The organism is Devosia sp. MC521, assembly GCF_014127105.1.
In the GTDB taxonomy this organism is placed as follows: Bacteria; Pseudomonadota; Alphaproteobacteria; order Rhizobiales; family Devosiaceae; genus Devosia.
The window spans coordinates 3,027,813-3,053,885 of record NZ_CP059902.1 but is presented as its reverse complement, the minus strand read 5'-3'; the positions used below and the strand labels follow the sequence as shown (position 1 = coordinate 3,053,885).

23 protein-coding genes and 1 riboswitch are annotated in these 26,073 nt (G+C 57.7%); of the genes, 9 read left to right on the top strand and 14 right to left on the bottom strand.

The window, feature by feature from the left end; genetic code table 11:
* Window positions 1–28: 28 nt before the first annotated feature.
* Entirely contained in the window at window positions 29–778 is a 750-nt protein-coding gene (locus tag H4N61_RS14690) for a cell cycle transcriptional regulator TrcR (protein WP_169195329.1), read from the bottom strand.
* A 295-nt stretch (window positions 779–1,073) separates the two neighbouring features.
* On the opposite strand from H4N61_RS14690, the gene H4N61_RS14685 reads away from it, so the two are divergent.
* Complete coding sequence (locus H4N61_RS14685; protein WP_169195330.1) at window positions 1,074–1,259, top strand: DUF1192 domain-containing protein; 186 nt, start codon at window positions 1,074–1,076, stop codon at window positions 1,257–1,259.
* Between the two features lie 328 nt (window positions 1,260–1,587).
* A complete protein-coding gene (locus H4N61_RS14680; protein ID WP_248306526.1) occupies window positions 1,588–2,103 on the top strand; it encodes a DUF1465 family protein in 516 nt (171 codons plus the stop codon).
* Window positions 2,104–2,106: 3 nt separating this feature from the next.
* Here the strand turns inward: H4N61_RS14680 and H4N61_RS14675 are convergent, their stop codons facing one another.
* Complete coding sequence (locus H4N61_RS14675; RefSeq protein ID WP_199368595.1) at window positions 2,107–2,430, bottom strand: hypothetical protein; 324 nt, start codon at window positions 2,428–2,430, stop codon at window positions 2,107–2,109.
* Window positions 2,431–2,496: 66 nt separating this feature from the next.
* The gene (gene rpmE, locus H4N61_RS14670) at window positions 2,497–2,718 is read right to left on the bottom strand and encodes a 50S ribosomal protein L31 (protein ID WP_169195332.1); all 222 of its coding nucleotides are present in this window, start codon (window positions 2,716–2,718) and stop codon (window positions 2,497–2,499) included.
* Window positions 2,719–2,935: 217 nt separating this feature from the next.
* Here rpmE and H4N61_RS14665 point away from each other — a divergent pair, with 217 nt between their 5' ends.
* On the top strand, window positions 2,936–4,750 hold the full coding sequence (locus tag H4N61_RS14665) for an ABC transporter transmembrane domain-containing protein (RefSeq protein WP_182394357.1): 1,815 nt from the start codon (window positions 2,936–2,938) through the stop codon (window positions 4,748–4,750).
* Window positions 4,751–4,824: 74 nt separating this feature from the next.
* On the opposite strand, the gene H4N61_RS14660 is transcribed toward H4N61_RS14665, so the two are convergent.
* A complete protein-coding gene (locus H4N61_RS14660) occupies window positions 4,825–5,505 on the bottom strand; it encodes a thiamine diphosphokinase (RefSeq protein ID WP_169195334.1) in 681 nt (226 codons plus the stop codon).
* 42 nt (window positions 5,506–5,547) lie between these two features.
* Window positions 5,548–5,648: riboswitch (TPP riboswitch) on the top strand.
* A gap of 69 nt (window positions 5,649–5,717) precedes the next feature.
* Here H4N61_RS14660 and thiB point away from each other — a divergent pair.
* From thiB to H4N61_RS14645, 3 genes are all read left to right on the top strand, one after another.
* Entirely contained in the window at window positions 5,718–6,722 is a 1,005-nt protein-coding gene (gene thiB, locus H4N61_RS14655) for a thiamine ABC transporter substrate binding subunit (protein WP_169195335.1), read from the top strand.
* A 62-nt stretch (window positions 6,723–6,784) separates the two neighbouring features.
* Complete coding sequence (locus tag H4N61_RS14650; protein ID WP_182394356.1) at window positions 6,785–8,377, top strand: hypothetical protein; 1,593 nt, start codon at window positions 6,785–6,787, stop codon at window positions 8,375–8,377.
* Window positions 8,361–8,999: an ATP-binding cassette domain-containing protein gene (locus tag H4N61_RS14645; protein ID WP_169195337.1), complete on the top strand. Its 639-nt coding sequence runs from the start codon at window positions 8,361–8,363 to the stop codon at window positions 8,997–8,999. Before H4N61_RS14650 ends, H4N61_RS14645 begins: the two co-directional genes overlap by 17 nt.
* 10 nt (window positions 9,000–9,009) lie before the next feature.
* Here H4N61_RS14645 and H4N61_RS14640 read toward each other — a convergent pair whose 3' ends face one another.
* The gene (locus H4N61_RS14640; RefSeq protein ID WP_182394355.1) at window positions 9,010–10,947 is read right to left on the bottom strand and encodes a hypothetical protein; all 1,938 of its coding nucleotides are present in this window, start codon (window positions 10,945–10,947) and stop codon (window positions 9,010–9,012) included.
* A gap of 48 nt (window positions 10,948–10,995) precedes the next feature.
* A complete protein-coding gene (locus H4N61_RS14635; RefSeq protein ID WP_169195339.1) occupies window positions 10,996–12,285 on the bottom strand; it encodes an adenylosuccinate synthase in 1,290 nt (429 codons plus the stop codon).
* A gap of 164 nt (window positions 12,286–12,449) precedes the next feature.
* On the opposite strand from H4N61_RS14635, the gene H4N61_RS14630 reads away from it, so the two are divergent.
* Window positions 12,450–13,397: a DMT family transporter gene (locus H4N61_RS14630; protein ID WP_169195340.1), complete on the top strand. Its 948-nt coding sequence runs from the start codon at window positions 12,450–12,452 to the stop codon at window positions 13,395–13,397.
* A 53-nt stretch (window positions 13,398–13,450) separates the two neighbouring features.
* Here the strand turns inward: H4N61_RS14630 and serA are convergent, their stop codons facing one another.
* The 3 genes from serA to H4N61_RS14615 all read right to left on the bottom strand — a co-directional run bounded on the left by serA (window position 13,451) and on the right by H4N61_RS14615 (window position 17,533).
* On the bottom strand, window positions 13,451–15,034 hold the full coding sequence (gene serA / locus H4N61_RS14625) for a phosphoglycerate dehydrogenase (RefSeq protein ID WP_182394354.1): 1,584 nt from the start codon (window positions 15,032–15,034) through the stop codon (window positions 13,451–13,453).
* 164 nt (window positions 15,035–15,198) lie between these two features.
* A complete protein-coding gene (locus H4N61_RS14620) occupies window positions 15,199–16,380 on the bottom strand; it encodes a phosphoserine transaminase (protein ID WP_169195342.1) in 1,182 nt (393 codons plus the stop codon).
* Between the two features lie 148 nt (window positions 16,381–16,528).
* Window positions 16,529–17,533 (bottom strand): YihY/virulence factor BrkB family protein, encoded by a 1,005-nt coding sequence (locus H4N61_RS14615; protein ID WP_169195343.1) that lies wholly within the window; start codon window positions 17,531–17,533, stop codon window positions 16,529–16,531.
* Window positions 17,534–17,719: 186 nt separating this feature from the next.
* Between H4N61_RS14615 and H4N61_RS14610 the strand changes: the two genes are divergently transcribed.
* Window positions 17,720–19,018 carry a sorbosone dehydrogenase family protein gene (locus H4N61_RS14610; RefSeq protein WP_182394353.1) on the top strand — a complete coding sequence of 433 codons (1,299 nt, stop codon included), beginning with the start codon at window positions 17,720–17,722 and terminating at the stop codon, window positions 19,016–19,018.
* A gap of 93 nt (window positions 19,019–19,111) precedes the next feature.
* Here the strand turns inward: H4N61_RS14610 and H4N61_RS14605 are convergent, their stop codons facing one another.
* From H4N61_RS14605 to H4N61_RS14585, 5 genes are all read right to left on the bottom strand, one after another.
* Window positions 19,112–19,849, bottom strand: a complete 738-nt coding sequence (locus H4N61_RS14605) for an outer membrane beta-barrel protein (RefSeq protein WP_182394352.1) — start codon at window positions 19,847–19,849, stop codon at window positions 19,112–19,114.
* Window positions 19,850–20,000: 151 nt separating this feature from the next.
* Entirely contained in the window at window positions 20,001–21,344 is a 1,344-nt protein-coding gene (gene glmM / locus H4N61_RS14600; RefSeq protein ID WP_169195346.1) for a phosphoglucosamine mutase, read from the bottom strand.
* A 120-nt stretch (window positions 21,345–21,464) separates the two neighbouring features.
* The gene (gene ftsH / locus H4N61_RS14595; RefSeq protein ID WP_169195347.1) at window positions 21,465–23,393 is read right to left on the bottom strand and encodes an ATP-dependent zinc metalloprotease FtsH; all 1,929 of its coding nucleotides are present in this window, start codon (window positions 23,391–23,393) and stop codon (window positions 21,465–21,467) included.
* A gap of 212 nt (window positions 23,394–23,605) precedes the next feature.
* Window positions 23,606–24,475, bottom strand: a complete 870-nt coding sequence (gene rpoH, locus H4N61_RS14590) for an RNA polymerase sigma factor RpoH (protein WP_169195348.1) — start codon at window positions 24,473–24,475, stop codon at window positions 23,606–23,608.
* A gap of 220 nt (window positions 24,476–24,695) precedes the next feature.
* A complete protein-coding gene (locus H4N61_RS14585) occupies window positions 24,696–25,724 on the bottom strand; it encodes an RluA family pseudouridine synthase (RefSeq protein ID WP_182394351.1) in 1,029 nt (342 codons plus the stop codon).
* On the opposite strand from H4N61_RS14585, the gene H4N61_RS14580 reads away from it, so the two are divergent.
* Entirely contained in the window at window positions 25,723–26,070 is a 348-nt protein-coding gene (locus H4N61_RS14580) for a hypothetical protein (RefSeq protein WP_169195350.1), read from the top strand. The genes H4N61_RS14585 and H4N61_RS14580 overlap by 2 nt on opposite strands.
* Window positions 26,071–26,073 lie beyond the last annotated feature (3 nt).

Here is a 26,073-nt window from a genome sequence, read left to right as displayed (position 1 = left end):
AATCCCCGCCGGAGCGGGGATTGAAAGCTTATTCTTCGTCGTCTGCTGTCGACTTGAGGCTCTTGAGCTTAGCGAAAACAGAATCAGCGTCGATTTCGTCTTCGACCACTGGAGCGGGTGCGCCGCCCATGTCTTCAGCGCCAAAGCTCAGACCCAGATCGATAGTACCGATTTGAGCGCGGCTCTGCGCACGGGCAAGAGCTTCTTCAGCGGTGAGAAGGGTGGTGCCTTCACTGTATTCACGCTCGGTTGGAGCATCCTTGGAGGCGCGCTTCACTTCCATATCGAGATCGATCTGGCTGCAGAGACCCAGAGTAACCGGGTCCATCGCTGTGAGGTTCGCTGCGTTCCAGTGATTGTTGTCACGAACGGATTCAATTGTGGTCTTGGTGGTGCCAACCAGACGCATGATCTGCGCGTCCTTGAGCTCAGGGTGGTTACGCACGAGCCACTTGATGGCGTTCGGGCGTTCGTTACGACGCGAGATCGGGGTGTAACGTGGACCCTTACGCTTTGGTGCAGCAACGCGAACCTTTGGATCGCTTACCTTCATACGGTAGTTCGAATCGGCCTCAGCCTTTTCAATTTCCGAACGCTCGAGCTGGCCATTCTGAACTGGGTTGACGCCCATAATGCCGCCGGCGACGTCGCCATCGGCAATGCCTTGCACTTCAAGCGGGTGCAGCGTGCAGAAAGCGGCGATCTGTTCGAACGACAGAGCAGTATTGTCCACGAGCCAGACGGCAGTTGCCTTCGGCATCAAAAGGGGCTGGGACATGATAAACTTCTCCTGTTGGCGCGGCCGGTATTCCTCCGGGCCGCTCCGCCTCACGGACAAATCTGAGGGGGAACTGGAGCGCAATATAATGCGCAGGACGCTAATCCGCAATCCTTAACTACTCTGTCGGGAATGATCTGGTTCTGGTCGAAGCTGTTGTGCGGGCGTTTGGGAGTGAAAGTGGCGCTTGTGCATAGAGTTAGCGACCGCAGTGCGTGCGGGAGCAAGCGGGTTAACGGTTTTCTCTCGCGATGGGCTGAGTTAGGCTCGGTAGGCAAGGCGAAAGGGTGTCGACATGATGGATGAGGAATTTGCCAAGAAGGCCAAGACACACGAGCTTGGAATGGTGCTCGATAGCCTCTCTGTGAGCGAACTGGAGGAGCGCATTCGTTTGCTCGAAGGTGAGATCGGGCGGCTAAAAGCGGCAATCCTGGCCAAAGGGGACAGTCGCGCGGCTGCCGAAGCGGCCTTCAAATTTTGATTTTTAGCAGGTGTTTAGGCGGCCAATGACGCCAAGTTTAACCCTTTACCAACGAGCAAGGTTAAGCAATTTCAACCTGTTAAGTGGCAATTAATCTTTGCTCGTTAAGGTCTGGTTATTCAGAGTTCTTCTGGATTCTGCAGAGCGAATTTTCTCTCTGTTTGACGCCTCCCTGTTAACTTCGAGAGCCGTTTTCATACGGCTCTTTTTTTCTGCCGGGCGTCCAAAATCCTAACGCTATCGACCGGATTTTAAGCATATCGTTCAGCTTGTGATGACACATGCGCGCGTGAGACATTAAATAAGTGCTCAGCGCTTAGGAGTCCTCGTGTCCGAATCCCTTAATGATCGATCTGCCGTTTCCATTGGCCCGCGTATCGTCGCGTCCGCTGGATTTGACGTGCTCTATCGTGAAGGGATGACACTGATCGAACAGGTTGCTGCCTATCTCGACACAGATGGGCGCATTGAAAGCCGTATCCTGTCACGGGAAGCGAGCTTTATGTACGCCACAGAATCGATGCGCCTGACCACGCGCTTGATGCAGTTGGCCTCGTGGCTCTTGCTCCAGCGCGCAGTCAACGAAGGTGAAATTAGCCGAGAAAACGCACGCTCTGAAAAAGAGAAGGTGAAGTTTTCGGCGACCCCTTCAGAGCGCGGTGGCCCCGGCTATGACGACCTTCCAGGCGCCTTGCGTGACTTTATCGATAAGGGTGATCGGCTGTTTGATCGCGTTATGCAGCTGGACCTGCTGGAGCGGGGCGCAGTGCCGGACGCTCTCGAAATCCACAGCAATGGGATTGTCGACCAGATGACGCGCCTGCAGTCCGCCTTTAAGCGCTAACCGTCACGCGCCTCTTGGGGCAAAGTAGATGACGGCGGCGCCTGCAAGGGCGAGACCGGCTCCCAGCAGGTCCCAATGATCAAGGCGAACGCCTTCGACGCTTCCCATGAAGATGAGGGAGGCGAGGATGTAGATTCCGCCATAGATCGCAAAGGCCCGACCGGCGCTGGCTGTGCCGGTGAGCGTCAATATCCAAGCAAAGAGCGCGAGTGCGACAAGAGCTGGGGCCCAGAGCCAGAGCTGGCCTGTGCGTAGCGCCTGCCAAACGAGATAACAGCCAGCAATCTCAAAAACGGCCGCGCCGAAAAATATGGCAAAGCCCATAATTTCAAGCTCCAGATAAACAAAAGCCCGACACGAGGCCGGGCTTTCAAAATTCCTGTAGGAATGAGCTTAGATGCCCAGGCCCTTGAAGCGTTCCTTAAAGCGGGAAACGCGACCACCACGGTCCATCAGCTGGCCCTGAGTACCAGTCCAAGCTGGATGGGACAGCGGGTCGATGTCGAGCTGCATCGTGTCGCCATCCTTGCCCCAAGTCGAGCGGGTCTGGTAGGTCGTGCCGTCGGTCATGACGACGTTGATGGTGTGGTAATCCGGGTGGATATCGGTCTTCATGTTGGCCTCAAATCAAACGGGCGCAGAAGCGCCCGGAGAGCAGGAATTGGTTCTTGGGCCGCTTCCTACAACATGAACTTAGCTTCTGCAAGGGCATGGAGGGCGGTTCTCAGCGTCAAAAGCGCGGCAATTGGGCTGAGAAGTGGTTGTTGCGAGCGAAACGGCCAGCGCCTATATGGACGATATACTTCCGCAATATAGACGGCGTATTCTTTCCATGACAGATCAGGCCGTCTCGGCTGAGACCGATCCGCAGAAGCTTACTGACCAGGTTACCTCGGCACCTAAGCGTCTGCAGCCACTCAAGCGGCTTTTGCCCTTTTTGCTGCGCTATCCGCTGCGTCTTCTGCTGACGGTTCTGTTTCTGCTTACGTCTGCAGTGACGTCTCTGGCGATTCCCGCTCTGTTGGGTGGCGCCATTGATGAAGGCTTTATCGCTCAAAACCTCGATATGGTGGGGCGCTATGGCTGGCTGATCCTAGGGGTCGCGGCGATTATGGCTTTTGCCAGCGGCGCGCGCTTCTATTTTATCTCCGTTATTGGTGAGCGCGTGGTCGCCGATCTGCGCGGTGACTTATTCAACCACCTGCTCAAGCTCGAAACACGCTATTTCGATACCAATCGTGTGGGTGAGCTCACGAGCCGCCTCAACACCGACACGTCAATTATTCGCGGCGCTATTGGCTCGAGTTTCTCGCTGGCGCTGCGTTCGATGGTGACGATTGTCGGCGCGCTGATCATGATGATCCTGACCAGCCCGGTCCTGACCGTGGCTGTCGTTGTGGCGATTCCCGCAATCGTGCTGCCGGTTTTGGCCTTCTCCAAGCGACTGCGGAAAATGAGCCGTACAACGCAGGATGCGATGGCTGAGCTTTCGGCAATGGCGACCGAAATGTTGGGCTCGAACCGCACCGTGAAGGCTTTCACGCAGGAAGGCATTCAGGACAAGATTTATCGCGCTCGCAATGCAGAGTCTTATGACGCTGAAGTGCGCCGTCTTGGGGCCCGCGCTTTCCTCGTCGGCATGGTGATTTTCCTCGGCACTGCGGCTCTTGTTGGCCTTGTGTGGTGGGGCGCGCGCTCGGTCTTTGAAGGTTCGGTATCAGCAGGCCAGCTGGCGCAATTCCTCGTTTATGCTTTGATGGCGTCGGGGGCTTTGACTAATTTCGCTGAGGTGATGGGATCGCTGCAGAACGTTGCAGGGTCGACCGAGCGGATTATTGAAATTCTCGATACTGAGCCGCAGATCATCGATCCAGTCGCGCCTAAGGCCCTGCCTGTGCCGTCGCTGGGCACTGTGGCCTTCAACAATGTGACCTTTACCTACGGTTCTGAAGAGCCGGTGATCTCCAAGCTTAGCTTTGAGGTGGGTAAGGGGCAGACTGTTGCGCTGGTGGGTCCTTCGGGCTCGGGCAAGTCGACAACGCTCTCTTTGCTGCAGCGTTTCTATGATGTGACCGGCGGCGCGATCAGCGTCGATGGCGTCGATATTCGTGATGTGAAGACGTCCGATCTGCGTCAGCGTTTCGCTTATGTCGAGCAGGAGCCGACCATTTTTGCGGGCACGATTGCGGACAATATCCGCTTCGGCAAGCCGGGGGCGAGTGATGCTGATGTCGTTGAAGCGGCTAAGGCTGCTCTGGTTGATGACTTCGTTGCCGACCTGCCGCTGGGCTATCAGACAATTGTCGGCGAACGCGGGGTGATGCTCTCGGGCGGGCAGAAGCAGCGGTTGGCGATAGCCCGCGCTATTTTGAAGGACGCACCGATTCTGCTTCTCGATGAGGCGACCTCGGCGCTGGACGCGCAAAGCGAGCGCTTCGTGCAGATGGCTCTTGAGCATCTGATGAACGGGCGCACAACCTTGGTGATCGCGCACCGCTTGGCCACTATTCGGGATGCGGATCGCATTCTGGTTATGGAAGCTGGCAAGGTTGTCGATGCGGGTACGCATGATGAGCTGGTCGCGGCCGGTGGGCGCTATGCCGATCTGGCGGCGTTGCAGTTCCGGAGCGATGACGCAGGGCTGTAAGACTTCCAGCCAAAAGCAAATGTGAGCCGTCGAGAGCAATCTCGGCGGCTTTTTTGTGCGCCGTTATGTTTGGCCTAGTGACACGCTGTGAAGGCGGCAACCAAGTCCCAAAGACGCTCGCGCGGAAGGAGGAGGAGCCACGGCGTTAGCGTTTCAGGAACGATCTGTACCGGCCCGCCGAGGGCGGCATTGGACGTGCCGAGAAGCCCGGTCGGTTCCAGCGTGAGGCCGTTGAGCGGATAAAACAGCCCATCGGAATGGGTAAAGGTGATGGGCAGCAGGGGGTGGATGGAGACGCGCTCGCCTTTCGTTGCCGTAAAGTTGAAGGCGCCCGATACGGCCAAGGCAACGTCGACCTCGTCGACCAAGAGAACATGGCGATTGCGCGCGACTTGAAGCACGGCGCTAAGGGCCGCGAGCGTGTGGTCGAGGCGGCCGCCGGTCATGCCCAGCGCCAGGGTGACGGGCGCTTGCGTGGAATACAGCGTCTTTTGGAAATCGGTGGTGATCTGCTCAGGGATGTGGATCACGCGGGTCTTTTGCTCCCAGGCCGCGCGGTCGGAAACAGAATCAAGATCACCAATAATGGCGTCGGGAATGATCCCGGCCGCGCCGATAATGTCAGCGCCGCCGTCGGCGCCAATCAATGGCACGCCGCGCTTGGCAAGATCGCGCAGAAGAGCAGGATCAGTGGTGCCGCCACCAACTATTGCGATGGGTTGATCGAAGACAAGCGGGGTGGTCGTTTCAGTCAAACCGGGGGATTGCACTCTTGGCTCACTCTCAATATGGTCCACGACGTCTCGCTGGGGTGTTCCGGTTGCTGCCGGAGCTGAGAGTTACCCATTGAACCTGAACCAGGTCATGCTGGCGGAGGAAGTTCGAGATGGCAAGGGTGCCTCTACGGACATCCTCACCATTGACACCCCTTCACACATGGCCGCAACTGATTGAAGGGATGACCAATATGGTCAAGTTCACCTCCATTGCGCTTGCGGTCCTACTTTCCGGAGTTTCCGGCACTGTGATCGCTCAAGATAAGCCCTCTTTGACCGTTTATACCTATGACGGTTTTGCCAGTGAATGGGGCCCGGGTGTGCCTCTTAAAGACGGTTTCGAGAAGACCTGCGGCTGCACCATCGATTTTGTCGCGGCCGATAGCTCGATTGGCGCGCTCCGTCGTGCGCAGCTTGAGGGGACGAGTACAGAAGCCGATATTATCCTCGGGCTTGATACAGCCATCGCCGGGGAAGCGCGGGCGACGGGCTTGTTTGCCGACCACGGTCTCGACCTGTCCGGCCTCGATACGCCAGAGCCTTGGGTCGATGCGCAATTTGCGCCGTTCGACTATTCGCACTTCGCGTTTATGTACGACACCGACAAAACCACAACGCCTCCCGCCTCGTTTGAGGAGATGATCGCACTGCCCGATGACACCAAGATTGTCATCCAGGATCCACGATCTTCGACGCCGGGCATGGGCGTTATGCTTTGGGTCAAGGCAGCTTATGGGGATCGTGCGGCTGAGATCTGGCAGGGGCTGAAGCCCAAGATTTTGACCATCACGCGGGACTGGTCGGAAGCCTATGCGCTGTTCCTCGATGGGGAAGCGGACATGGTGCTCTCCTACACCACGTCGCCCGCCTACCATATCTTTGATGAAGGTGATCACACCATCAAGGCGGCTTTGTTTGACGAAGGGCACTTCCCGCAGATCGAAGTTGCGGGCGTTTTGAAATCGTCGCCGCATCAGGACTTGGCGAAGTCGTTCCTTGCCTATCTGACCTCACCGGAGGGGCAGGCTGTGATCCCGACGACCAATTGGATGTTCCCGGTGGTGGATTTGGGTGACGCGCTCGATGCCTCCTTTAAGGACCTGCCGCAGCCAACCAAGACGCTGACGCTGCCGGAAGCCGAGGTGATCGCCAATTCGCCCGCGTGGATCGATGAGATGCTCGGGGCATTGCAATAGCGATTGTGCTTTGGACCCGCGCGGGCGCAGCGCCTGCGTGGGCTTTGGCTAAGGATTAGGTGGTGAATTCTCTTCCCTTTCGCCCTTATCGCATCGCGGGGGCAGCGCTCTTGGCGTTGGCAGTGGCGGGACTGATCGTTTCCGTTCTGCTCGCCATTGCTGCTGCTGCCGATGATGCTGGTGGCACCAGCCGTGTCGACATCTGGCATTTGGTGCGGATGACCAGCGTGCAGGCCGGTCTGACAACGGTGCTGTCGCTGACCGTCGGCGTGGCTGTGGCCTGGTCGCTCAATCGCCTGCGCTTTGTCGGGCGGAATCTCGTTGTGGCGCTTTTTGCCTCGGCCATTGTGACGCCCGGCATGGTGGTGGCCTTTGGTATTCTCTCGATTTGGGGACGGAACGGCTGGATCAACCAGACGCTTCAATCCCTTTTCGGTTTTACGATTGATAGTCCTGCCTACGGGCTTTCGGGGATTTTGCTCGCCCATGTCATTCTTGATGGCGCGTTTGCCGCTCGTATTCTGCTCGCGCGGCTCGATGCTGTGCCTGCTACACGGCTTAAAGTCGGGCAGTCCTTGGGTCTTTCGGCCTGGACGCGGTTTCGTTTGATCGACTGGCCAGCGCTCAAGGGGAGTTTGCCGGGCTTGGGGGCGATCATTTTCTTGCTCGCCTTTACCAGCTTTCCGATTGTGTTGTTGCTCGGCGGTGGACCGGCCAATCAGACGTTGGAAGTCGCGATCTATTCTGCGGTGCGACTGAATTTTGATCTGGTTGGGGCGGTATGGCTGGCGATGACGCAGATTGGTGTTTGCGCGGTGATCATCCTCCTCGCGTCGGCATTTGCCCCAGTCCCGGCAGCACTGGGACTGTCCGCGCAGCCCCGCTGGCAGGATAGTATCTGCGTTAGGGTGGTGCAGTGGGCCATACTGTTGACCGCTGCCATCGGCTTTGCATTGCCGCTGATGTCGGTGCTTTGGGACGGTTTGGCGACTGGATTGCCGCGCGTTTTGGAACAGCCAAAGTTTTGGCAGGCGAGTGCGACCAGCCTCATTATTGGTGCGGCCTCGGCCGTGCTCACCTTGGTGTTCGCTCTGATCATTGCTTTGGGGCGTGCAGCCGTCGCCAATCCGATTTGGCGGACAATCTTGGGCGCACCAGCCTATGCTTATCTGGCTGTGCCTGCGGTGGTTCTATCGCTGGGGTTCTTCTTGATCGTGCGGACGCTGGGGATGGGTATCAATTTTGCGGCGCCCATCGTTGTCGTCGTCGCCAACAGTCTTTTGGCGCTGCCGTTTGCCATGGCGACACTAGGGCCGCCACTCGACGGCATTGTCCGCAATCGTGGGAAGCTGATCCGGTCGCTCGGAATGGGCGGGTGGAGGCAGTTTGCTGCGGTCGAATACCCCCTTTTAGGTCGGGATATCGGCTTAATGCTCGCGCTCGCCTTCTGCTTTTCGCTGGGCGACCTCGGCGTTATCGCCCTGTTTGGCACGCAGGACTTTGAAACTCTGCCCCTAATGATGTTCCGTGCCCTTGGGGCTTACCGGTCCAATGATGCCGCAGCTATCGCTGCGCTCTTGCTCATTGGGACAATCCTAGCCTTTATCGTGCTTCCGCGCGCCTTGGAAAGAATCGCTCATGCTCATCGCCACTGATCTGGTTTTTAGCTATCCCGGTCAGACCGAGCCCTATCGCTTCTCGCTCGAGGCCGAAGCGGGGGAGGTGACGGCCGTTTCGGGGGCAAGCGGGTCGGGGAAATCGACGCTGCTTGATCTCTTGTCAGGATTTCTGACCCCGGTATACGGCTCGCTCACGGTCTATGGTGAACCGCTTTTGCATCTGCCGCCCGAGACGCGCCCAATATCCCTGCTGTTGCAGGCGGATAATCTCTTTGACCACCTGAGCGCGGCGGAGAATGCTGTTCTGGGCATTCCTAAAGGCCGCGACAAGGCAGAGCGCACTCAGCTGGTGGCGCAGGCTTTGGCTGAGGTTGGCCTTGGTGGGATGGATGAGCAAATTACATCGACGCTGTCAGGCGGGCAAAAGCAGCGCGTTGCTCTCGCGCGGACTCTTCTGCGCGCTCGGCCGGTGCTTCTGCTCGATGAGCCGTTTTCGGCGCTCGACGATACAACGCGCGCGTCCGTCCGGGACCTTGTTGCTTCCTTGACCAAGAAACACGGCTGGCACACTGTTTTGGTGAGCCATCACAGCGATGATATCGCTGCGCTCGCAAGCCGCCACTATCAGATCGTTGAAAAGAAATTGGAGCGCATTTAGCGCTCCAATTTTATTCAGCCCATTCTGCCATGACGCGATCAAAGACCGCTTGCGCTTCGTCGTCTTTTTCCAGTGTCAGGATGGCATTGCGCCCTGAGCCATAGACCATGGCAAGGTCGAGCCAACGACGGTTCTGGAGGAGATCGATATTGGACTCAACGTCAGATGGTGAGGCGCTGAGGGCAAAGAGGAATGTGTTCCCCAATACGCGTGCGCCAGCGCCGACCAGAGCGGTGCCCGGAACGAGCTCACTATCCTTGAGCAGGACAGCTGCAAGGGTCGCTATATTGCCACCTGCAAAAGTGTCTGGGACGTTGAAGGTGATTTCCATCAAGTGACTCGCTGGCAGCACAGGATCTGTGTTGCGGCGGATGATCAGGTTCACACCAAGGTTTCGGGCCGGGATGCTGGCCGTGCCGACCAGAGTAGGCATGCCAAGTTCATCAACGCTCTCGGTCCATTCCACCGATCCCGAATAGGGAACTGCACCGGATTGACCAGTGGCGGAAGCTTCAAGCAAGAGAGACTGATTGCCAGCGAGTACCGAAGGATCAACCGTTGCTGAAGGGTCGCTCGTGCCCGAAATTTGGGTGTCGAGACCGGTCAGGCGCTCTTCGATTTTTCCTTCGCCGTTGAGAGAAGGAAGCGCTGTGGGCGCAGATGGGGTGGCGGCCAGACGATCTTCGGCTGTGCCTTCGAGACTGCTCGTTGGTTCAGACGGAGCCGTTGTTGCAGTGTTCCCGGGACCGGTATTGGCACCGTCTTCGCTGACCACTGGGTCAGACACGGTGGTATCGAGGCTTGGGCCCGGAGTTGGTTCCGGGGAAGGGGTTTGAACCGCAGCAACTTCGGTGCGGCCGAACATCTGGTCGAGATTGACGTAGCCTTCGCGCCACGCCCAGAAACCAGCGCCGCCAGCGCCAACAAGCAACATGGCAAAGACAATCAAGAAAATTGTCAGGCCAGTGCCGGAGTGCGTCTCAGTACGGATGGGTACAAAATTAGGGTCGTCTTCTGTGTGGCCAATGGCGGCCTTGAGCGACGCATCCCGATCCGGCAGCGGCTCGGTGGTCTCACCACGGGCTTCACGATCCAAAGTCTCGATGGCGCGTTCGATAGCGCCTTCAGCTTCTTTGGTGTCGCCCTCAAGCTCGACTTCGCTCACGCTCGACAGAGCTGGCTCAACAGGGAGCGGCGGCTCGATGATGACCGGAACGGTCTCTGGCTGATTACCGAGCGCAGTGCTGGTCATAACCGGCGGAGCGGTGTCCTCAGCAGATTTGCGGGGGGCAAAGAAGAACGGCTTGGGCTGCGGACGCTCAATTGGCGCAATGAAGGCTGGCGCGGCCACTGGAGCGTCGGCCTTATCGGTCTGCGCATCTTGGACGACTGCAACACCAGTGGTGCTGGCCGCTTCAGCGATAATTTCTTCGATGGAAGCCACGGGCGCGGGGGCAGGGGCAAGCGGATTAGGCTCGCTCACGATAGTCGGCGCAGGCGCAGCCGGAGGCGCTTCCGGCACTGCTGAAGAAGAGGCTTCAACCGGGCGCGGTACGAATTGTGGCTCGGGTTGCGGCTCAGGCTCCGGCAGCTTTTCGGGCGCTGGTGGAGGCGTTGATTCGGTTTTTGGCGGCGTCGGCTCGGGAGCCGGCGCCACAGGGGCGGGGGCAGGAGTTGGACGTGGCGTCGGTGGGACCGGGCGAGAGAATACAGTATCGCGACCAAGGCTGATGACAGCCTCGCTCGCTTCCTGTTCCACCTGCCGAATGCAGTCTTCCAACTGCAGTCGGTGCTGGGTGATTTCCCTTGCTGGCAATGGGGGCTCGATGGCCCGTAGCTGAGCTACGAGCGCTGAACGTGCCTTCTCATAGACTGCGCGTCGCGCAGCCCCATTGTTCTCCGGAAGCGCCGAGATAGCTCGACGGAGCAGCTCCTTGTAATCCGCCATAGGTTACTTGGTACTCACTATTGCTGCGAAGACTTGTAGCAAAAAAACTTAGTCTTGGAATGGGTCTACTACAAGGATCGTATCGGCACGTTCGGGGCTGGTCGACAACAAAGCGACCGGTGCACCAATGAGCTCTTCGATGTAGCGAACATACTTGACGGCCTGCGCTGGCAATTCTGCCCAGCTGCGCGCACCTGCAGTCGTGTCAGTCCAACCTTCGAGGGTCTCGTAGATCGGCTTAACGCGCGCTTGTGCTCCCATTGAGGCAGGCAAGTAATCAATGCGTTCGCCGTCGAGTTCGTAGCCGACGCAAACCTTGATTTCCTTGAGGCCATCAAGAACGTCGAGCTTGGTCAGGGCAATACCGGTGATGCCGGACGTCTTGACGGTCTGGCGTACGAGAACCGCATCGAACCAACCGCAACGACGTGGACGGCCGGTGTTGACGCCGACTTCGCGACCAACGGTGGCCAGGTGATGGCCGACGTCGTCGTTGAGTTCGCAGGGGAATGGACCTTCACCCACGCGGGTGGTGTAGGCCTTGGTAATGCCAAGCACGTAGTCGATAGCGGTTGGGCCAAGGCCCGAACCGGCAGCAGCCTGACCAGCAACAGTGTTCGACGAGGTCACGAACGGATAGGTGCCGTGGTCATTGTCGAGCAGAGCGCCTTGTGCACCTTCAAAAAGGATGCGTGCGCCAGCGCGACGCTTCGTGTCGAGGATTTCCCAGACGCGATCCATGAACGGCAGGATCTCTGCGGCGACCGAGGTCAATTCTTCGTAGATTGCATCAGCACTGATTTCGGTGAGGCCGAGACCGCGACGCAGAACGTTGTGGTGACCGAGCAGACGCTCGATCTTTGGCATGAGAGTTTCTGGCTCGCTCAGATCGATGAGGCGGATCGCGCGGCGGCCGACCTTGTCTTCATAAGCAGGGCCGATCCCACGGCGGGTCGTGCCGATCTTGAGACCGGAATTGGCGTCTTCACGGATGCCGTCGAGTTCACGATGGACCGAAAGGATCAGCGGAGCATTGTCCGCGATACGCAGGATTTCGGGGGTGATTTTAACGCCCTGGGCACGCAGCTTGCTCATTTCCTGAACAAAGTGGTGAGGGTCGACGACGACGCCGTTGCCGATAACCGAAAGCTTGCCCTGCACGAGGCCAGACGGCAGCAGAGCCAGCTTATAGCTGACGCCGTCGATGACCAGCGTGTGGCCGGCGTTGTGACCACCGTGGAAGCGCACGACAACGTCGGCGCGGTCCGCTAGCCAGTCCACAATCTTGCCCTTGCCCTCGTCGCCCCACTGAGAGCCGACGACAACCACATTCGCCATAATCAGTCTTCCTCTAGAATGCGCGTCCGGGTGTCGGACACGTCAAAAACCCAACGCTGCTGTGTCGAGCTACCAGATCAGGACTTACCCATCCGCGCGATATTGTCAGTTCATATACCGACGGATAACTCTAAGTCGGAATGTCCTTACATCACATGGCGTCAATGACAAAGCCGCAAGAACACCAAAACAGCGCCTTATCGTCCCAGATTCTCAATCAGCCCTATCTTCTGCTTGTATTGGCTCCTCTTTTTTGGGGCGGAAACGTCGTCGCAGCCAAATTGGTAGCCGATGAAATCGACCCATTTTTGCTGCTGGCGAGTCGGTGTGTTTTGGCGACCTTGTTCATTCTGCCGTTTGCATGGACGGCGTTGAAACGAGATTGGTCGGTTGTGCGGAAGTATTGGCCTGTGCTCATGGCCTTTGGCGCTGTGGGCTACGCGCTCTTTAACGTGCTGCTGTATTTGGGTCTTCAAACCACGACAGGGGTGAATGCCGCGATTGTCCAGGCAGCGCTGCCAATGCTCATTCTGGCGGCAAATTTCTTCGTGTTCCGGGTGCGTGTCCGGCCCCTACAGGTATTGGGTGTGGTTCTCGCCATTCTCGGCGTCGTCTATACGGCCACACATGGCGACATTAGTCGTTTGCTGACGTTGAACGTGAACCCCGGTGACGGCTTTGTGATCCTCGCTTGCCTCGCCTACACCGCCTACACCCTCGCGCTAAAATATCGGCCGAAGATGGACATCATGAGCTTTATGGCTGTGACGTTTACGGGAGCGGCGATCACCGGAGTGGTGATGTTGGCGCTTTTCGGGGGAGGTCTCGGGCAGGTCGCCAAGCTTGCCGATATGTCTGGCGCCGTGTGGCTGGTGATCGCTTACGTGGCGATTTTCCCGTCGATGTTCTCACAGGTCGCCTATGCCCGTGGGGTGGAACTGGTCGGGGCAAACCGCGCGGCGCCAAGCCACAATCTCATTCCAGTTTTTGGGGCTTTGGGTTCGCTGCTTCTCTTGGGTGAGGCGCTACAGCTTTACCACGTCATTGCTGCGCTCATTATTGTCGGCGGGATTATCCTCGCTGAAGTCGCTGCGCGCAAAACCAGAGCCTAAACAAAAACGGCGCTCCGAAGAGCGCCGTTTCGTTATCGTCGAATGTGGCTTGATTAGAAGCGAAGGGCCTTGGCCTGCTTGACGCCTTCCAAAGCGGCGATCTGAGCGAGCTGTTCTTCGGTCAGTGTGCCGTCGATGGAGACCAGAGCAATCGCGTCGCCGCCAATGTCGGCACGGCCGAGATTGAAGTTGGCGATGTTGATGCCCAGCGTGCCGAGGAGCGTGCCCAGACGACCGATGTGGCCTGGCTTGTCTTCGTTGGTGACATAGAGCATCGAGTCGGAAAGCTCGGCTTCCATGTTGATGTTCTTGACCTGAATGACACGTGGCTTGCCGTTGGCGAAGATGGTGCCGGCGATGGCGCGTTCCTGCTCAGCGGTGATCACTGTCAGGCGGATGTAGCCTTCATAAGAACCCTGCTGGTCGCGGTTGGTGGTTTCCACCAAGATAGCGCGATCCTTAGCAATTTGCGGAGCCGAGACCATGTTGATGTCGCCAAGCGATGGCTTGAGAACGCCGTTGATGGCGGCGGCGATCATTGGCTTGGTATTGAGCTGAGCGACGGAGCCTTCGAACTCAATACGGATGCCCTTGATGGCGGTTTCGGTCAGCTGACCAGCAAAGCCGCCCAGAGTTTCAGCAAGCTTGACCCATGGGGTCAGGCGCGGTGCTTCTTCTGCCGAGATCGATGGGAAGTTCAGCGCATTGGTGATTTCGCCGGTCATCAGGTAAGCCGAAATCTGTTCAGCAACCTGAAGGGCGACGTTTTCCTGAGCTTCGGTGGTCGACGCGCCAAGGTGTGGCGTGCAGATGACGTTTGGAAGTTCGAACAGCGGGTTGTTTTCGGCTGGTTCTTCGAGGAACACGTCGAGAGCGGCACCAGCAACGTGGCCGGACTTGAGAGCGTCGTAAAGGGCCGCTTCGTCGATGAGACCGCCGCGCGCGCAGTTGATGATGCGAACACCCTTCTTGGTCTTCGCGATGGTTTCCGCATTGAGGATATTGCGGGTCGCGTCGATCAGCGGGGTGTGCAGGGTGATGAAATCGGCACGAGCGAGGAGGTCTTCAAGCTCAACCTTTTCAACGCCCATGGTCTGTGCGCGTTCTGGGGTCAGGAATGGGTCGAAAGCAACGACCTTCATCTTGAGACCCTGTGCGCGGTCGGCCACGATCGAGCCGATGTTGCCCGCGCCAATGAGGCCGAGGGTCTTGTTGGTGACTTCAACACCCATGAAGCGGTTCTTTTCCCACTTCGACGCGCGGGTCGATGCGTCCGCTTCTGGAAGCTGGCGGGCCAGAGCCATCATCATAGCAATGGCGTGTTCTGCCGTGGTGATCGAGTTGCCGAAGGGGGTGTTCATCACAATGATGCCCTTCTTGGTCGCAGCCGGAATGTCGACGTTGTCGACACCGATACCGGCGCGGCCAACAACCTTCAAATTGGTTGCTGCAGCGATGATCTTTTCGGTGACCTTGGTGGCCGAACGGATGGCAAGGCCATCGTAGTTGCCGATGACTTCAAGGAGCTTTTCCTTGTCCTTGCCGAGGTCTGGCAGGTAGTCAACTTCAACACCGTTGTCCTTAAAGATCTGGACGGCGGTTGGGCTCAGCTTATCGGAAACGAGAACTTTTGGCATTTGGGGAACGTCCCTGAATTTGGTGTGCTTGCGGTGAACCACCCCCACCTAACCTCCCCCGAGAGCGGGGGAGGGATGGCTCCGAGTTTGGCAAATGTGTTGGTGCCAACTCGATCAGCCCCTCCCCCGCGGGCGGGGGAGGAAAGGGAGGGGGAAGCGAGAACTTAAGCGGCGGCCTTGAGGGCGGCCTTTTCTTCAGCGAAGGCCCAATCGAGCCATGGAGTCAGAGCTTCAAGATCGGAAGCTTCAATGGTCGAACCTGCCCAGATGCGCAGGCCAGCCGGAGCGTCCTTATAGGAACCGAAGTCGTAAGCGACATTGAGCTTATCGAGGCGGGCAACGATGGCCTTTGCAAAGGCTGCCTGAGCGTCGGCGTCGAGCGCTGCGATTTCTGGATCAACGATCGAGAGGCACACTGAAGTGTTCGAGCGCTGGTCTTCGTTCTTGGCGAGGAAGTCGACCCAATCGGTCTTGGCAACCCAATCGGCCAGAACCTTGTAGTTCGCATTGGCGCGGGCCTGCATGGCCGGAAGACCACCGATCTCAAGGCCCCACTGCATCGCATCAATCGCGTCTTCGATGCAAAGCATGGAGACGGTGTTGATGGTTTCGGCCTTGAAGATACCTTCGATCAGCTTGCCGCCCTTGGTCATGCGGAAAATCTTCGGCAGAGGACGGTTTGGCTTGTAGGATTCGAGGCGTTCGACAGCGCGTGGCGACAGGATCAGAATGCCGTGGGCTGCTTCACCGCCGAGGGCCTTCTGCCAGGAGAAGGTGACAACGTCGAGTTTGGCGAAATCGAGGTTCTGGGCAAATGCGGCAGATGTGGCGTCGCAAATGGTCAGGCCTTCGCGGTCCGCTGGGATCCAGTCTGCGTTTGGTACGCGAACGCCCGCCGTGGTGCCGTTCCAGGTGAAGACAACGTCACGGGTGAAGTCGACCTGGGTGAGGTCTGGCAGTTCACCATATGGAGCTTCGAGCGTGCGGACGTCTTCAAGCTTGAGCTGCTTGGTCACGTCGGTGACCCAACCAGCGCCGAAGGATTCCCAAGCGAGCATGTCAACGCCGCGAGCGCCCAGAGCGCTCCAGAGGAACATTTCGACCGCGCCGGTGTCGGACGCAGGAACAATACCGATACGGTAGTCAGCCGGAACCTGAAGCAGTTCACGGGTCAGGTCGATGGATTGCTGGATGCGAGCCTTAGCGATCTTTGCGCGGTGCGAACGACCGGTCAGCGCGCCTTCAAGGGCAGCGATGGTCCAACCTGGACGCTTCGAGCACGGGCCCGACGAAAAATTTGGGTTTGCCGGTTTTACTGCCGGTGCAGTCAGGGGCGAATTAGCCATCTTCTAGCGGCCCTCCCAGGCCTATGGTCTCGCGTTAGGGCGAGATGTCCTGAGGCCGCCAATACGCCTTGCATGGCAGAGTCGTCAAACAGAATTTTAGAGGCGCGTCGATTTCCTAGCGAATGTGGCTGGACTGAGCAGTTCTGGCTTAAGCGCTTGGACTACCGTCCAATTGCACGATGTTGGGTGCTGGGGAGCCCGCAATGGTGTCGGCAACATAAGCCCCACGTGAACCCAGAGGGCGCGCGGGGCCCAGGGTCGAGTCTCGGCCGGTTTGTAACTCAATGGATGCGTTCAAGACTGCGCCGACAATGACGATGGTGCTCGAGAGCCAAATCCACGTCATGAGGCCGATGACGGCGCCCAGTGAGCCGGAAGCTGCGTTGTGCTGCGGGAAATTGGTAACGTACCAAGAAAACCCAACCGAGGTCGCGGCGAGAAGGATCAGCGATATGAGCACGCCCGGCATGATCCAGCGCCACTTCGCCTGACGGCGACTTGGGCCCCAGCGATAGAAGGCTGACACCATAAAGGCGAGCGTGGCGAGCATGACAGCATAACTGCCGAGCCGTACGGCCCAATCGAGACCGAATGCTGGAGAAAATTGCAGCACCGCAGGCATGACGAGAACAACGGTGAGCACGACGACGGTGACGATTGCGCCAGCGAAGGTGAAAAACAGCCCCAGCGCGTTGACCGCTATGAAGGAGCGCCGTTCTTTCTCTTTGTAGGCCACGTTCATCGCTTCAAAGAGGGCTTTTACCCCCGCGCTGGCGCTCCACAGGGCGATGACGAGCGAGAGTAAAAACGTCCAACCTAGGCTGTCATTTGATGCGGAAATGAGGCGTGTGAGTTGATCGTTCAAAAGGTCCAGCGCGCTTGGAGGCATGAAGCCGGACAGCAACTGGATGTGATTGAGAACGCTGTTGCTGTCGTTAAACAGGCCATAAAGCGTGACCACGGCCGAGAGTGTGGGAACGAGCGAAAGCAGCACGAAGAAGGTTACGCCTGCTGCGGTGAGCAAGATGCGGTTCTCGAGAAAGTCGCTGACGACACGGAAAATAATCTCTTTCCAGCCCGACAATGGAATGTGCCAAGGCGCGTTGGCATGACGGCCCAGTGCTGCCCCTGATGTTGTTTCCGCAGCGTCCATTAAGTGCCCCACCAGTCAGCTGTGTCGTGTTGGGGTCAATGTGGAACGCTGGTCGCTGGTTCCGTGCGGTGGGCGGGAGCTTGGATGACAGTTAATCGACAAAACCACACCTCTTGGCGTGCTAGCGCTTGCCTGCCCGGCGGGTGGGTGACAAAAGAATGGTCACTGCCCCAATAGAGGTGCTCCATGATCAAGCAAGCCTTTGCCCAAGTCGTTGCCGTTATCGGCGCAACCGCGATTTCGCTGCGTCACCGTAACGACAATCTGACCACACGTTCGTTCGGCCTCAATCCCGCTATCCCAACCGCAAAGGCGCAGGGCACTGTGCCGACGCTCAAAATGCCGACCGGCAAAGGCTGGATTGGGGACCATAAGCCGACTGCAGCTGCTGGGCTGAAGGTCAATGCGTTTGCAACTGGTCTTGATCACCCGCGCAACATGCTGGTGCTGCCCAATGGCGACGTTCTGGTCGCAGAATCCATGGGTGAGGCTGGTAAGCCGTCCAACATTTTTGACTGGGCAATGCATGTAACCATGGAGCGCGCTAAGGCCTCTGGTTCAAGCGCCAACCGTGTGACGCTGTTGCGTGATGCTGATGGCGACGGCGTTGCTGAAGAGCGCCATGTGCTCGTTGACAATGTCCGCCAGCCCTATGGCTTGGTTTATCTCGATGGCACGCTGTACGTTGGTGCCAGTGACAAGGTTTTGGCCTTCCCCTATGAGCTTGGACAGACCAAGATAACTGGTGCTGGCAAGGTTTTGATGACGATGAAGGCGGGCGGTCACTGGACCCGCAATCTCATCGCCAGCGCTGATGGCAAGAAGCTCTATGTCGCTGTCGGTTCGCTCAGCAATATTGCCGACGCCGGCATGGAAGTTGAAGAAGACCGCGCGGCGATCCACGAGCTGGATCTTGTCACAGGTCAATCCCGTATTTTTGGTGCCGGTCTGCGCAATCCAGTTGGCATGGCTTGGGAGCCGCAGACCAATCAGCTTTGGACTGTGGTCAACGAACGTGACGGTCTGGGCGATGAAACGCCACCGGACTATCTGACCTCGGTGGTTGATGGCGGCTTTTACGGCTGGCCCTATTGCTATTGGGATCGCGTGGTCGATGAGCGCGTGCCGCAGAATGCAGATCTCGTGGCGCGTGCACTGCAGCCTGATTATGCCCTCGGTGGGCATACGGCGTCGCTGGGTCTGTGCTGGTTGCCGGAAGGCACCTTGCCTGGGTATACGCAGGGTATGGCTATCGGCCAGCATGGTTCGTGGAACCGATCCAAGTTGTCTGGCTATAAGCTGACTTTTGTTGCTTTTGAAAACGGTAAGCCTGTCGGCATGCCGCGCGATATTCTCACCGATTTCCTGTCGGCTGATGAGAAGTACTCGTATGGCCGTCCGGTGGGCGTGGCATTGGCTGCTGATGGCGCGGTGCTGATGGCGGATGACGTTGGTGACGTGATCTGGCGCGTAACAGGCGCCTAAGCGTTACAGCTGCTCATATGAAAGGACCGGTGCTGCGAGGCGCCGGTCTTTTTTATTTCCGATGCGGTGTGGCAGCCGCGATCGGATTATTTTTTAGTTGAAACGATAACGAACAGTTCCGCGAACCTCATGGGTCCAGCTGTCGTCTATGCGATAGGGATTGGTCGTCGCTGTGTTTTCAATGCGGTTGATGTAGACCGCGCGGTAACCAACGTCTGCGACCACCTGGCCGAAGTCATAGCCAAGGCCGACCATGCCTGCTGCGGCAAAGCTGGTGTTGCCACCCCAGGCGTCGGGGAGACCTGGACCTTCGGTGATCAGGCGGTTGATCGCCACACCGGCACCGGCACCAACATAACCGAACGTGCCGCCAGCCGCGCCAAAGCCATCGCCGAAGCCAAAGTCGTAATAGGCGTTGGCAAGCAGAAGCGTCGAACGCAGCTTCAGCTTGTGGTCGCCCGCGGCAAGGGTTGCATGACCCGCTGGGACAGTGATGCCCAAGCCGTCGTTATGCAGGTAATCGGCCGTGACGTCCATGCGCAGGCCTGTGCCGGTTTCGTAACCCACACCGGCGCCTGCCGAGAAACCAAACCCGGTTTTGTTCGTTTCATAGCGACTGTTAGGCAGGGTGTAGTGATCGGCATTGCGCGCCCAAAGGAAATTGCCGGCTAAGCTGCCGCGCAAATACATCGAGCCAGCATAGCCGTAGTCAACATCCGGGATGTCGATGCCCGCGCTTGGGGGCGGAATAAAAATGTCGGCGGCATTGGCTGGTGCCGCCATGCCAAAGGCAGCTGCTGAGAGCAGCGCAGCGGTTAGGGTACGCATCATAAGTTCCTCGGTTGCCACGAGACCAGTTGTCTCCTGCAATATGCGCAGAACTCATTAAAGCGCTCTTAACCTAACCGCTTAACTATGCAAAATTATAAAGTGCTGGGGCTCAACAAAAATACAAATACTTTCTAAGCCACTCTTAAATGCTTTAGGCGACTTGTTTGATTGCTGTCTCAATTTGGCTGACGACGGTTTCGACGAGTGAGGCGTCATCTGCTTCGCCCATAACGCGAATGACCGGTTCTGTGCCGGAGGCGCGAACGATCACTCGGCCACCTTCACCCAACGTCGCCTGACCATCTGCAATGGCCTGAATTACCTGCTTGTTTTCGAGCGGCTTGCCGGACTTGAATTTGACGCTGCGCAAGAGCTGCGGGACTTTTTCAAAGCGTGCGCAGATCGAGGAAATGCTGCCACCTTCTTCCTTGAGGACCGCCAACAGCTGGAGCGCGGCAACGAGGCCATCACCCGTCGTGGTGAAATCGGACAGGATGATATGCCCGGACTGTTCGCCACCGACGTTGTAGCCCTTGGAGCGCATGGTCTCGAGAACGTACCGATCGCCCACCTGAGTGCGTTCAAGCTTGAGGCCGAGCTTGGCTAGGTGGCGTTCTAGGCCAAGGTTGGACATGATGGTGGCCACAATGCCGCCGCCGACAAGCATATCGCGCTTTGCCCAGCTTTCAGCGATGACGGCCATGAACTGATCGCCATCGACGACGCGGCCCTTCTCGTCAATGATGATCACGCGATCGGCGTCGCCATCGAGAGCGATGCCGATGTCAGCGCGGACTTCTTTGACCTTGGCGGCAACAGCGTCTGGCGCGGTCGAGCCCACCTTGTGATTGATGTTAAAACCATCGGGTTCGGCACCGATGGTGAAAACTTCTGCACCCAGCTCCCAAAGGGCGACCGGGGCGACCTTGTAGGCAGCGCCATTGGCGCAGTCGACGACGATCCGCAGACCTGACAGATCCATGCTGCGGGGCAGGGTACGCTTTGCGTATTCGATGTAGCGCGTGCGCGCTTCTTCGTCACGATGCGCGCGGCCGATGTCACGCCCCTTGGCGAGGTGACGGGACATGTCGCTGTCGATCAATGCTTCGATTTCTTTTTCAAGCTCGTCGGAGAGCTTGTAGCCGTCGGGGCGGAAAAGCTTGATGCCGTTGTCGTCATAGGGGTTGTGTGAGGCCGAGATCATCACGCCCAAGTCGGCGCGCAGGGATCGGGTCAGCATGGCAACAGCAGGTGTGGGCATTGGGCCCAGCAAATAGACGTCCATGCCGACAGCCGTAAAGCCCGCGGTCAGAGCCTGTTCGATCATATAGCCGGAGCGGCGCGTGTCTTTGCCGATAACGACGCGATTGCGGTGATCGCCGCGCACGAACTTGGTGCCCGCGGCCATGCCGACTTTGAGCGCGAGTTCAGGAGTGAGCTTGTCGCCATTGGCTAAACCGCGGATGCCGTCGGTACCAAAATATTTGCGCGCCATGTTTCGCTCCCGATTCACTGGTGTTGTTTTTAGAATACCACTTGGAGTGGAATAGCCGAGACGGCCACAAAGAGAAAGGGCCACCCTTAGGTGACCCTTTTAAGGCGTAGAGATTAAGCGTTAGCTTTCAGGCTGCGGTTCCATGCCTGGTTCTTCGCCGCCGTCATTGTGCTTTTTTGCACCCTTGCCAGCTGCGGGAACGCCGGAAGCCTTTGGAGCCGATGGGCCATCATCTGGGCGCACGGGCTGCTTGCCATCCATCAGGGCACGGAGTTCGTCGCCGGTGAGGGTTTCGAATTCGAGAAGGGCCTGTGCAATCGCTTCCCACTGGTCGTGATAGGTCGTGAGAATGTCACGAGCAGACGCTTCGCCGTCTTCGATGAGCTTGCGTACTTCCTGATCGATCAACTTGGCGGTTTCATCCGACATATTGGTCGACTGGGTGACCGAGTGACCGAGGAAGACTTCCTGATCATTGGACTTGTAGCGCACACGGCCGAGGCGTTCGCTCATGCCCCATTCCATAACCATGGAACGCGCTAGGCTTGTTGCCATCTGAATATCGCCAGATGCGCCCGATGTGACCTTTTCAGGACCAAACTTGATGATTTCCGCTTCACGGCCACCGAACAGCATGGTCAGACGCGCAAGCGCCTTTTCACGGCTGAAGGAATAGGTGTCGTTTTCTGGAAGGGTCATCACCATGCCCAGCGCGCGACCGCGTGGGATGATGGTCGCCTTATGGATCGGATCGATACCAGCAACCTTGAGAGCGATGATGGCGTGGCCAGCTTCGTGATAGGCGGTCAGCTTCTTTTCGTCGTCGGTCATGGCCATGGTGCGGCGCTCTGCGCCCATCATGATCTTGTCCTTGGCGTCTTCGAATTCCTGATGGGTGACGAAGCGCTTGTTCTTACGAGCGGCCATAAGGGCAGCTTCGTTGACGAGGTTCATCAGATCCGCACCCGAGAACCCCGGAGTACCGCGCGCGAGTACCTTGAGGTCAACGTCAGGAGCCAGTGGCACCTTACGGACGTGAACCTTGAGGACCTTTTCACGGCCCGAAACGTCTGGATTTGGCACTACGACCTGGCGGTCAAAGCGGCCTGGACGCAGAAGCGCAGGATCGAGAACGTCCGGACGGTTGGTCGCTGCGATCAGGATGATGCCTTCATTGGCTTCAAAGCCATCCATCTCGACGAGGAGCTGGTTGAGGGTCTGTTCGCGTTCATCGTTACCGCCGCCAAGACCAGCGCCACGCTGGCGACCGACGGCGTCGATTTCGTCGATGAAGATAATGCACGGCGCATTCTTCTTGGCCTGTTCGAACATGTCGCGAACGCGCGATGCGCCCACGCCGACGAACATTTCAACGAAGTCAGAGCCGGAAATGGTGAAGAACGGCACATTGGCTTCACCTGCCACCGAACGGGCGAGCAGAGTCTTACCAGTACCTGGAGGGCCGACAAGCAGTACGCCGCGCGGTATACGACCGCCCAGACGCTGGAACTTGCCTGGATCGCGCAGGAATTCGACGATTTCTTCGAGGTCCTGCTTGGCTTCATCAACGCCAGCGACGTCTTCGAAGGTGATCTTGCCCTGGGTTTCGGTCAAGAGCTTGGCGCGCGACTTACCAAAGCCCATCGCGCCGCCACGACCGCCGCCCTGCATCTGGCGAATAAAGAAGAACCACACGCCAATGATGACGATGAACGGCAGCCAGCTGGACAGGAGGATGGACCAGAATGGGCTCGATTCAGGGGCGCGAGCAGTGATGCCGACATTGCGTTCTTCGAGGCGCGTCACGAGGTCTGCGCCCTGAGGAATGATCGTCTCAAAGCGCGTGCCATCATTCAAAACGCCGGAAACGACGTTATTTGTGATGGTCACATTTGTGACACGGCCCGCATCAACATCCGAGACGAACTGGCTGTAGCTCTTTTCGCCGACGTTCGAGGTCCGCGATGTCGATTGAAAGACCTGAAATAGGCCCATCAACATGAAGAGTACGACCAGCCAGATGGCAAAGTTGCGGAAATTTCCGTTCATTAATCCTGTCCCGGAGAGGCCGACGCGGAGAGCGCCGGGTATTGGGCAAATGTAAGTCCCCGCGTGGGGTGTTACAAGGGTGATGCCTGTTCCGTTCTGGACGAGATGTCCAGTCTTTTTGTAGCGAGAGCGTTAATGAAAATCGCAACTCGCCGGTATTTCGGATCGTGCACCCTTGTTGATCAGTGCCCCAAAGCAAGGGGCACTGCTTATTATTGAGTTCGAGCAGCCTGTTGAACTGCTTCTTGCACTTTTTCAAATGCACGCACTTCGATCTGGCGAATACGCTCGCGGCTCACGTCATATTGCTGGGCCAATTCCTCAAGCGTTGAGGGACTTTCCTTGAGGCGGCGGGCCTGGAAGATGGCACGTTCGCGATCGTTAAGGACTTCCATCGCCTGGTTCAAATAGCCCATGCGTTCGGTGTATTCCTCGGTCTCGCCAAGCGTGGTTTCCTGATCTGGCGTGTCATCGACAAGCCAGTCCTGCCACTCTGAAGAACCTTCGTCAGCGCGCATGGGCGAGTTCAGCGACGCGTCACCGGAAAGGCGAGCGTTCATCTGGACCACATCGGCTTCGGTGACCTTGAGCGTTGTCGCGATTTGCTTGATCTGATCAGGGTGGAGCGCGCCATCCTCGAGCGCCGCAATTTGCCCCTTCACCTTGCGAAGGTTGAAGAACAAGCGCTTTTGCGCAGCGGTCGTACCGATTTTGACCAAGCTCCAAGAGCGCAGGACATATTCTTGGATCGCAGCTCTGATCCACCACATGGCATAGGTGGCCAAGCGGAACCCTTTTTCGGGCTCAAAACGCTTAACCGCATGCATAAGACCGACATTGCCCTCTGAAATTACTTCCGAAATTGGCAAGCCGTAGCCGCGGTAACCCATGGCAATTTTGGCGACGAGGCGCAAATGGCTGGTGATCAGCTTTTGCGCCGCGGCAGGATCTGTGTGTTCTTTATAGCGTTTGGCGAGCATGTATTCTTCATCGGGTTCCAACATTGGGAACTTCCGAATTTCTTGAAGATAACGGCTCAAGCCTCCCTCAGACGAGAGCACAGGCAAATTGGTCTGGGCCATTTATACGCACCCCTTTCAGCATCCCCCACTTATCGCGGGCAGAAATACCACTCCCATCCATGTCGGCACAGAAGTGGATGTAGCCTCAATATAGGACACAGTTTGGCAAATTTAAGAGGACTGAACGCGATGCCGCGCACAATCCTCTCAATGCGAACCGAACTTTGCCGACTAGGCAGAACTCCTAGTGTTTGGATATTGTTCCGACACAGTCTGGTGACTATCGCGCTAGCGCCTTGTCATAGACTTGCAGCGCTTCTTCCAGTTCAGCCAAATCATCAGGGAGTTCGGCATCGAACATCATTTCCTCGCCAGTGGCGGGATGTTCAAAGCCCAACTCGGCCGCGTGAAGCGCCTGTCGACCTAAAGTGCGGACGATATCTGCCAACTCTTCGGGCAAACGATTGACTTTGGTCGCGTAGCCGGGCGCGTAAAGCTGATCGGCCACGAGGGGATGGCCGATGTGGGTCATGTGCACACGGATCTGATGGGTGCGGCCCGTTTCAAGCTGACACTGAATGCGTGTCACATCCCAGCCCTCGCCGCCATAGCGCGCTTCCACAGCGTAATGGGTGATCGCTTCGCGCCCGCTCTTCAACACCGCCTGTTTCAGTCGATTGCCCGGATCGCGGCCCAATGGAGCATCGACGGTGCCCAGACCTGATTGGGTGGTGCCCCAAGCGAAGGCGATATAGGCACGGTGCAGGGGACCGGTGCGCCCATGGTCCGCAAACTGAGCGGAAAGGTGCTTGTGCGCCTTCTCGGTTTTTGCGGCGACCATGACGCCGGACGTGTCTTTGTCCAGACGGTGGACAATGCCGGGCCGTTTGACGCCGCCAATGCCTTTGAGACTGTCTCCGCAATGGTAGATCAGCGCGTTGACAAGCGTTCCGTTCGGCGAGCCGGGCGCTGGGTGCACAACCATGCCAACTGGCTTGTTAATGACGATGAGGTGATTGTCCTCATACAGGATTTCGAGCGGGATATTTTCGCCCTGTGGCTCTGGATCTTCCGGAGGCGGGGCCTGAAGCACAATAGTTTCACCGGCCTTTAGCCGATAATTGGGTTGGCTTACGGGCTTGCCGTCGATAGAAACAGCGCCGCCGAGAATGAGTTCTTTGATGCGGCTACGGCTAAGGACGTCATGTTCCTTGGCCAGAACAGCGTCGAGGCGACCACCGGCAAGTGTTTCGTCTATAGAAATTTCTACGGGCTCGCCCTCAACCTCGAAATCGGTATCGTCAGCCATGAGTAATCCTGATCAGAACCAGCCCGATAATGCCGACATGGAATTGTCGCCAGAAGCCAAGGCTGCGTTTGGCAAAGCACGCCGATCGTTCGCATGGTCGATCAGCATAATGTTGTTGGGCTTTATGGCGATTGGCTTTGCAATTGTCTATCGCGTGATGCGCGACGCACCGCCGCCTGCCACCGTCGCCACTGTCAGCGTGCCTGTCGGCAGCGAAGTTCTCTCTTCACTTAATATCGACGGCACAGTTCAGGTGACCTATCGCGCAGGCGAAAGCACGCTGCTCAATGTTTACGATTCGAGCACTGGCACACTGCTGCGCACGATCGAGATCGCAAAGCTCTAAGGT

Excerpts from the sequence above, each read along its gene's own strand:
- H4N61_RS14690 (WP_169195329.1), bottom strand. The coding sequence starts at position 778 with ATGTCCCAGCCCCTTTTGATGCCGAAGGCAACTGCCGTCTGGCTCGTG.
- H4N61_RS14685 (WP_169195330.1), top strand. The coding sequence starts at position 1,074 with ATGATGGATGAGGAATTTGCCAAGAAGGCCAAGACACACGAGCTTGGA.
- rpmE (WP_169195332.1), bottom strand. The coding sequence starts at position 2,718 with ATGAAGACCGATATCCACCCGGATTACCACACCATCAACGTCGTCATG.
- H4N61_RS14665 (WP_182394357.1), top strand. The coding sequence starts at position 2,936 with ATGACAGATCAGGCCGTCTCGGCTGAGACCGATCCGCAGAAGCTTACT.
- thiB (WP_169195335.1), top strand. The coding sequence starts at position 5,718 with ATGGTCAAGTTCACCTCCATTGCGCTTGCGGTCCTACTTTCCGGAGTT.
- H4N61_RS14645 (WP_169195337.1), top strand. The coding sequence starts at position 8,361 with ATGCTCATCGCCACTGATCTGGTTTTTAGCTATCCCGGTCAGACCGAG.
- H4N61_RS14640 (WP_182394355.1), bottom strand. The coding sequence starts at position 10,947 with ATGGCGGATTACAAGGAGCTGCTCCGTCGAGCTATCTCGGCGCTTCCG.
- H4N61_RS14635 (WP_169195339.1), bottom strand. The coding sequence starts at position 12,285 with ATGGCGAATGTGGTTGTCGTCGGCTCTCAGTGGGGCGACGAGGGCAAG.
- H4N61_RS14630 (WP_169195340.1), top strand. The coding sequence starts at position 12,450 with ATGACAAAGCCGCAAGAACACCAAAACAGCGCCTTATCGTCCCAGATT.
- serA (WP_182394354.1), bottom strand. The coding sequence starts at position 15,034 with ATGCCAAAAGTTCTCGTTTCCGATAAGCTGAGCCCAACCGCCGTCCAG.
- H4N61_RS14620 (WP_169195342.1), bottom strand. The coding sequence starts at position 16,380 with ATGGCTAATTCGCCCCTGACTGCACCGGCAGTAAAACCGGCAAACCCA.
- H4N61_RS14615 (WP_169195343.1), bottom strand. The coding sequence starts at position 17,533 with ATGGACGCTGCGGAAACAACATCAGGGGCAGCACTGGGCCGTCATGCC.
- H4N61_RS14610 (WP_182394353.1), top strand. The coding sequence starts at position 17,720 with ATGATCAAGCAAGCCTTTGCCCAAGTCGTTGCCGTTATCGGCGCAACC.
- H4N61_RS14605 (WP_182394352.1), bottom strand. The coding sequence starts at position 19,849 with ATGATGCGTACCCTAACCGCTGCGCTGCTCTCAGCAGCTGCCTTTGGC.
- glmM (WP_169195346.1), bottom strand. The coding sequence starts at position 21,344 with ATGGCGCGCAAATATTTTGGTACCGACGGCATCCGCGGTTTAGCCAAT.
- ftsH (WP_169195347.1), bottom strand. The coding sequence starts at position 23,393 with ATGAACGGAAATTTCCGCAACTTTGCCATCTGGCTGGTCGTACTCTTC.
- rpoH (WP_169195348.1), bottom strand. The coding sequence starts at position 24,475 with ATGGCCCAGACCAATTTGCCTGTGCTCTCGTCTGAGGGAGGCTTGAGC.
- H4N61_RS14580 (WP_169195350.1), top strand. The coding sequence starts at position 25,723 with ATGAGTAATCCTGATCAGAACCAGCCCGATAATGCCGACATGGAATTG.
- H4N61_RS14585 (WP_182394351.1), bottom strand. The coding sequence starts at position 25,724 with ATGGCTGACGATACCGATTTCGAGGTTGAGGGCGAGCCCGTAGAAATT.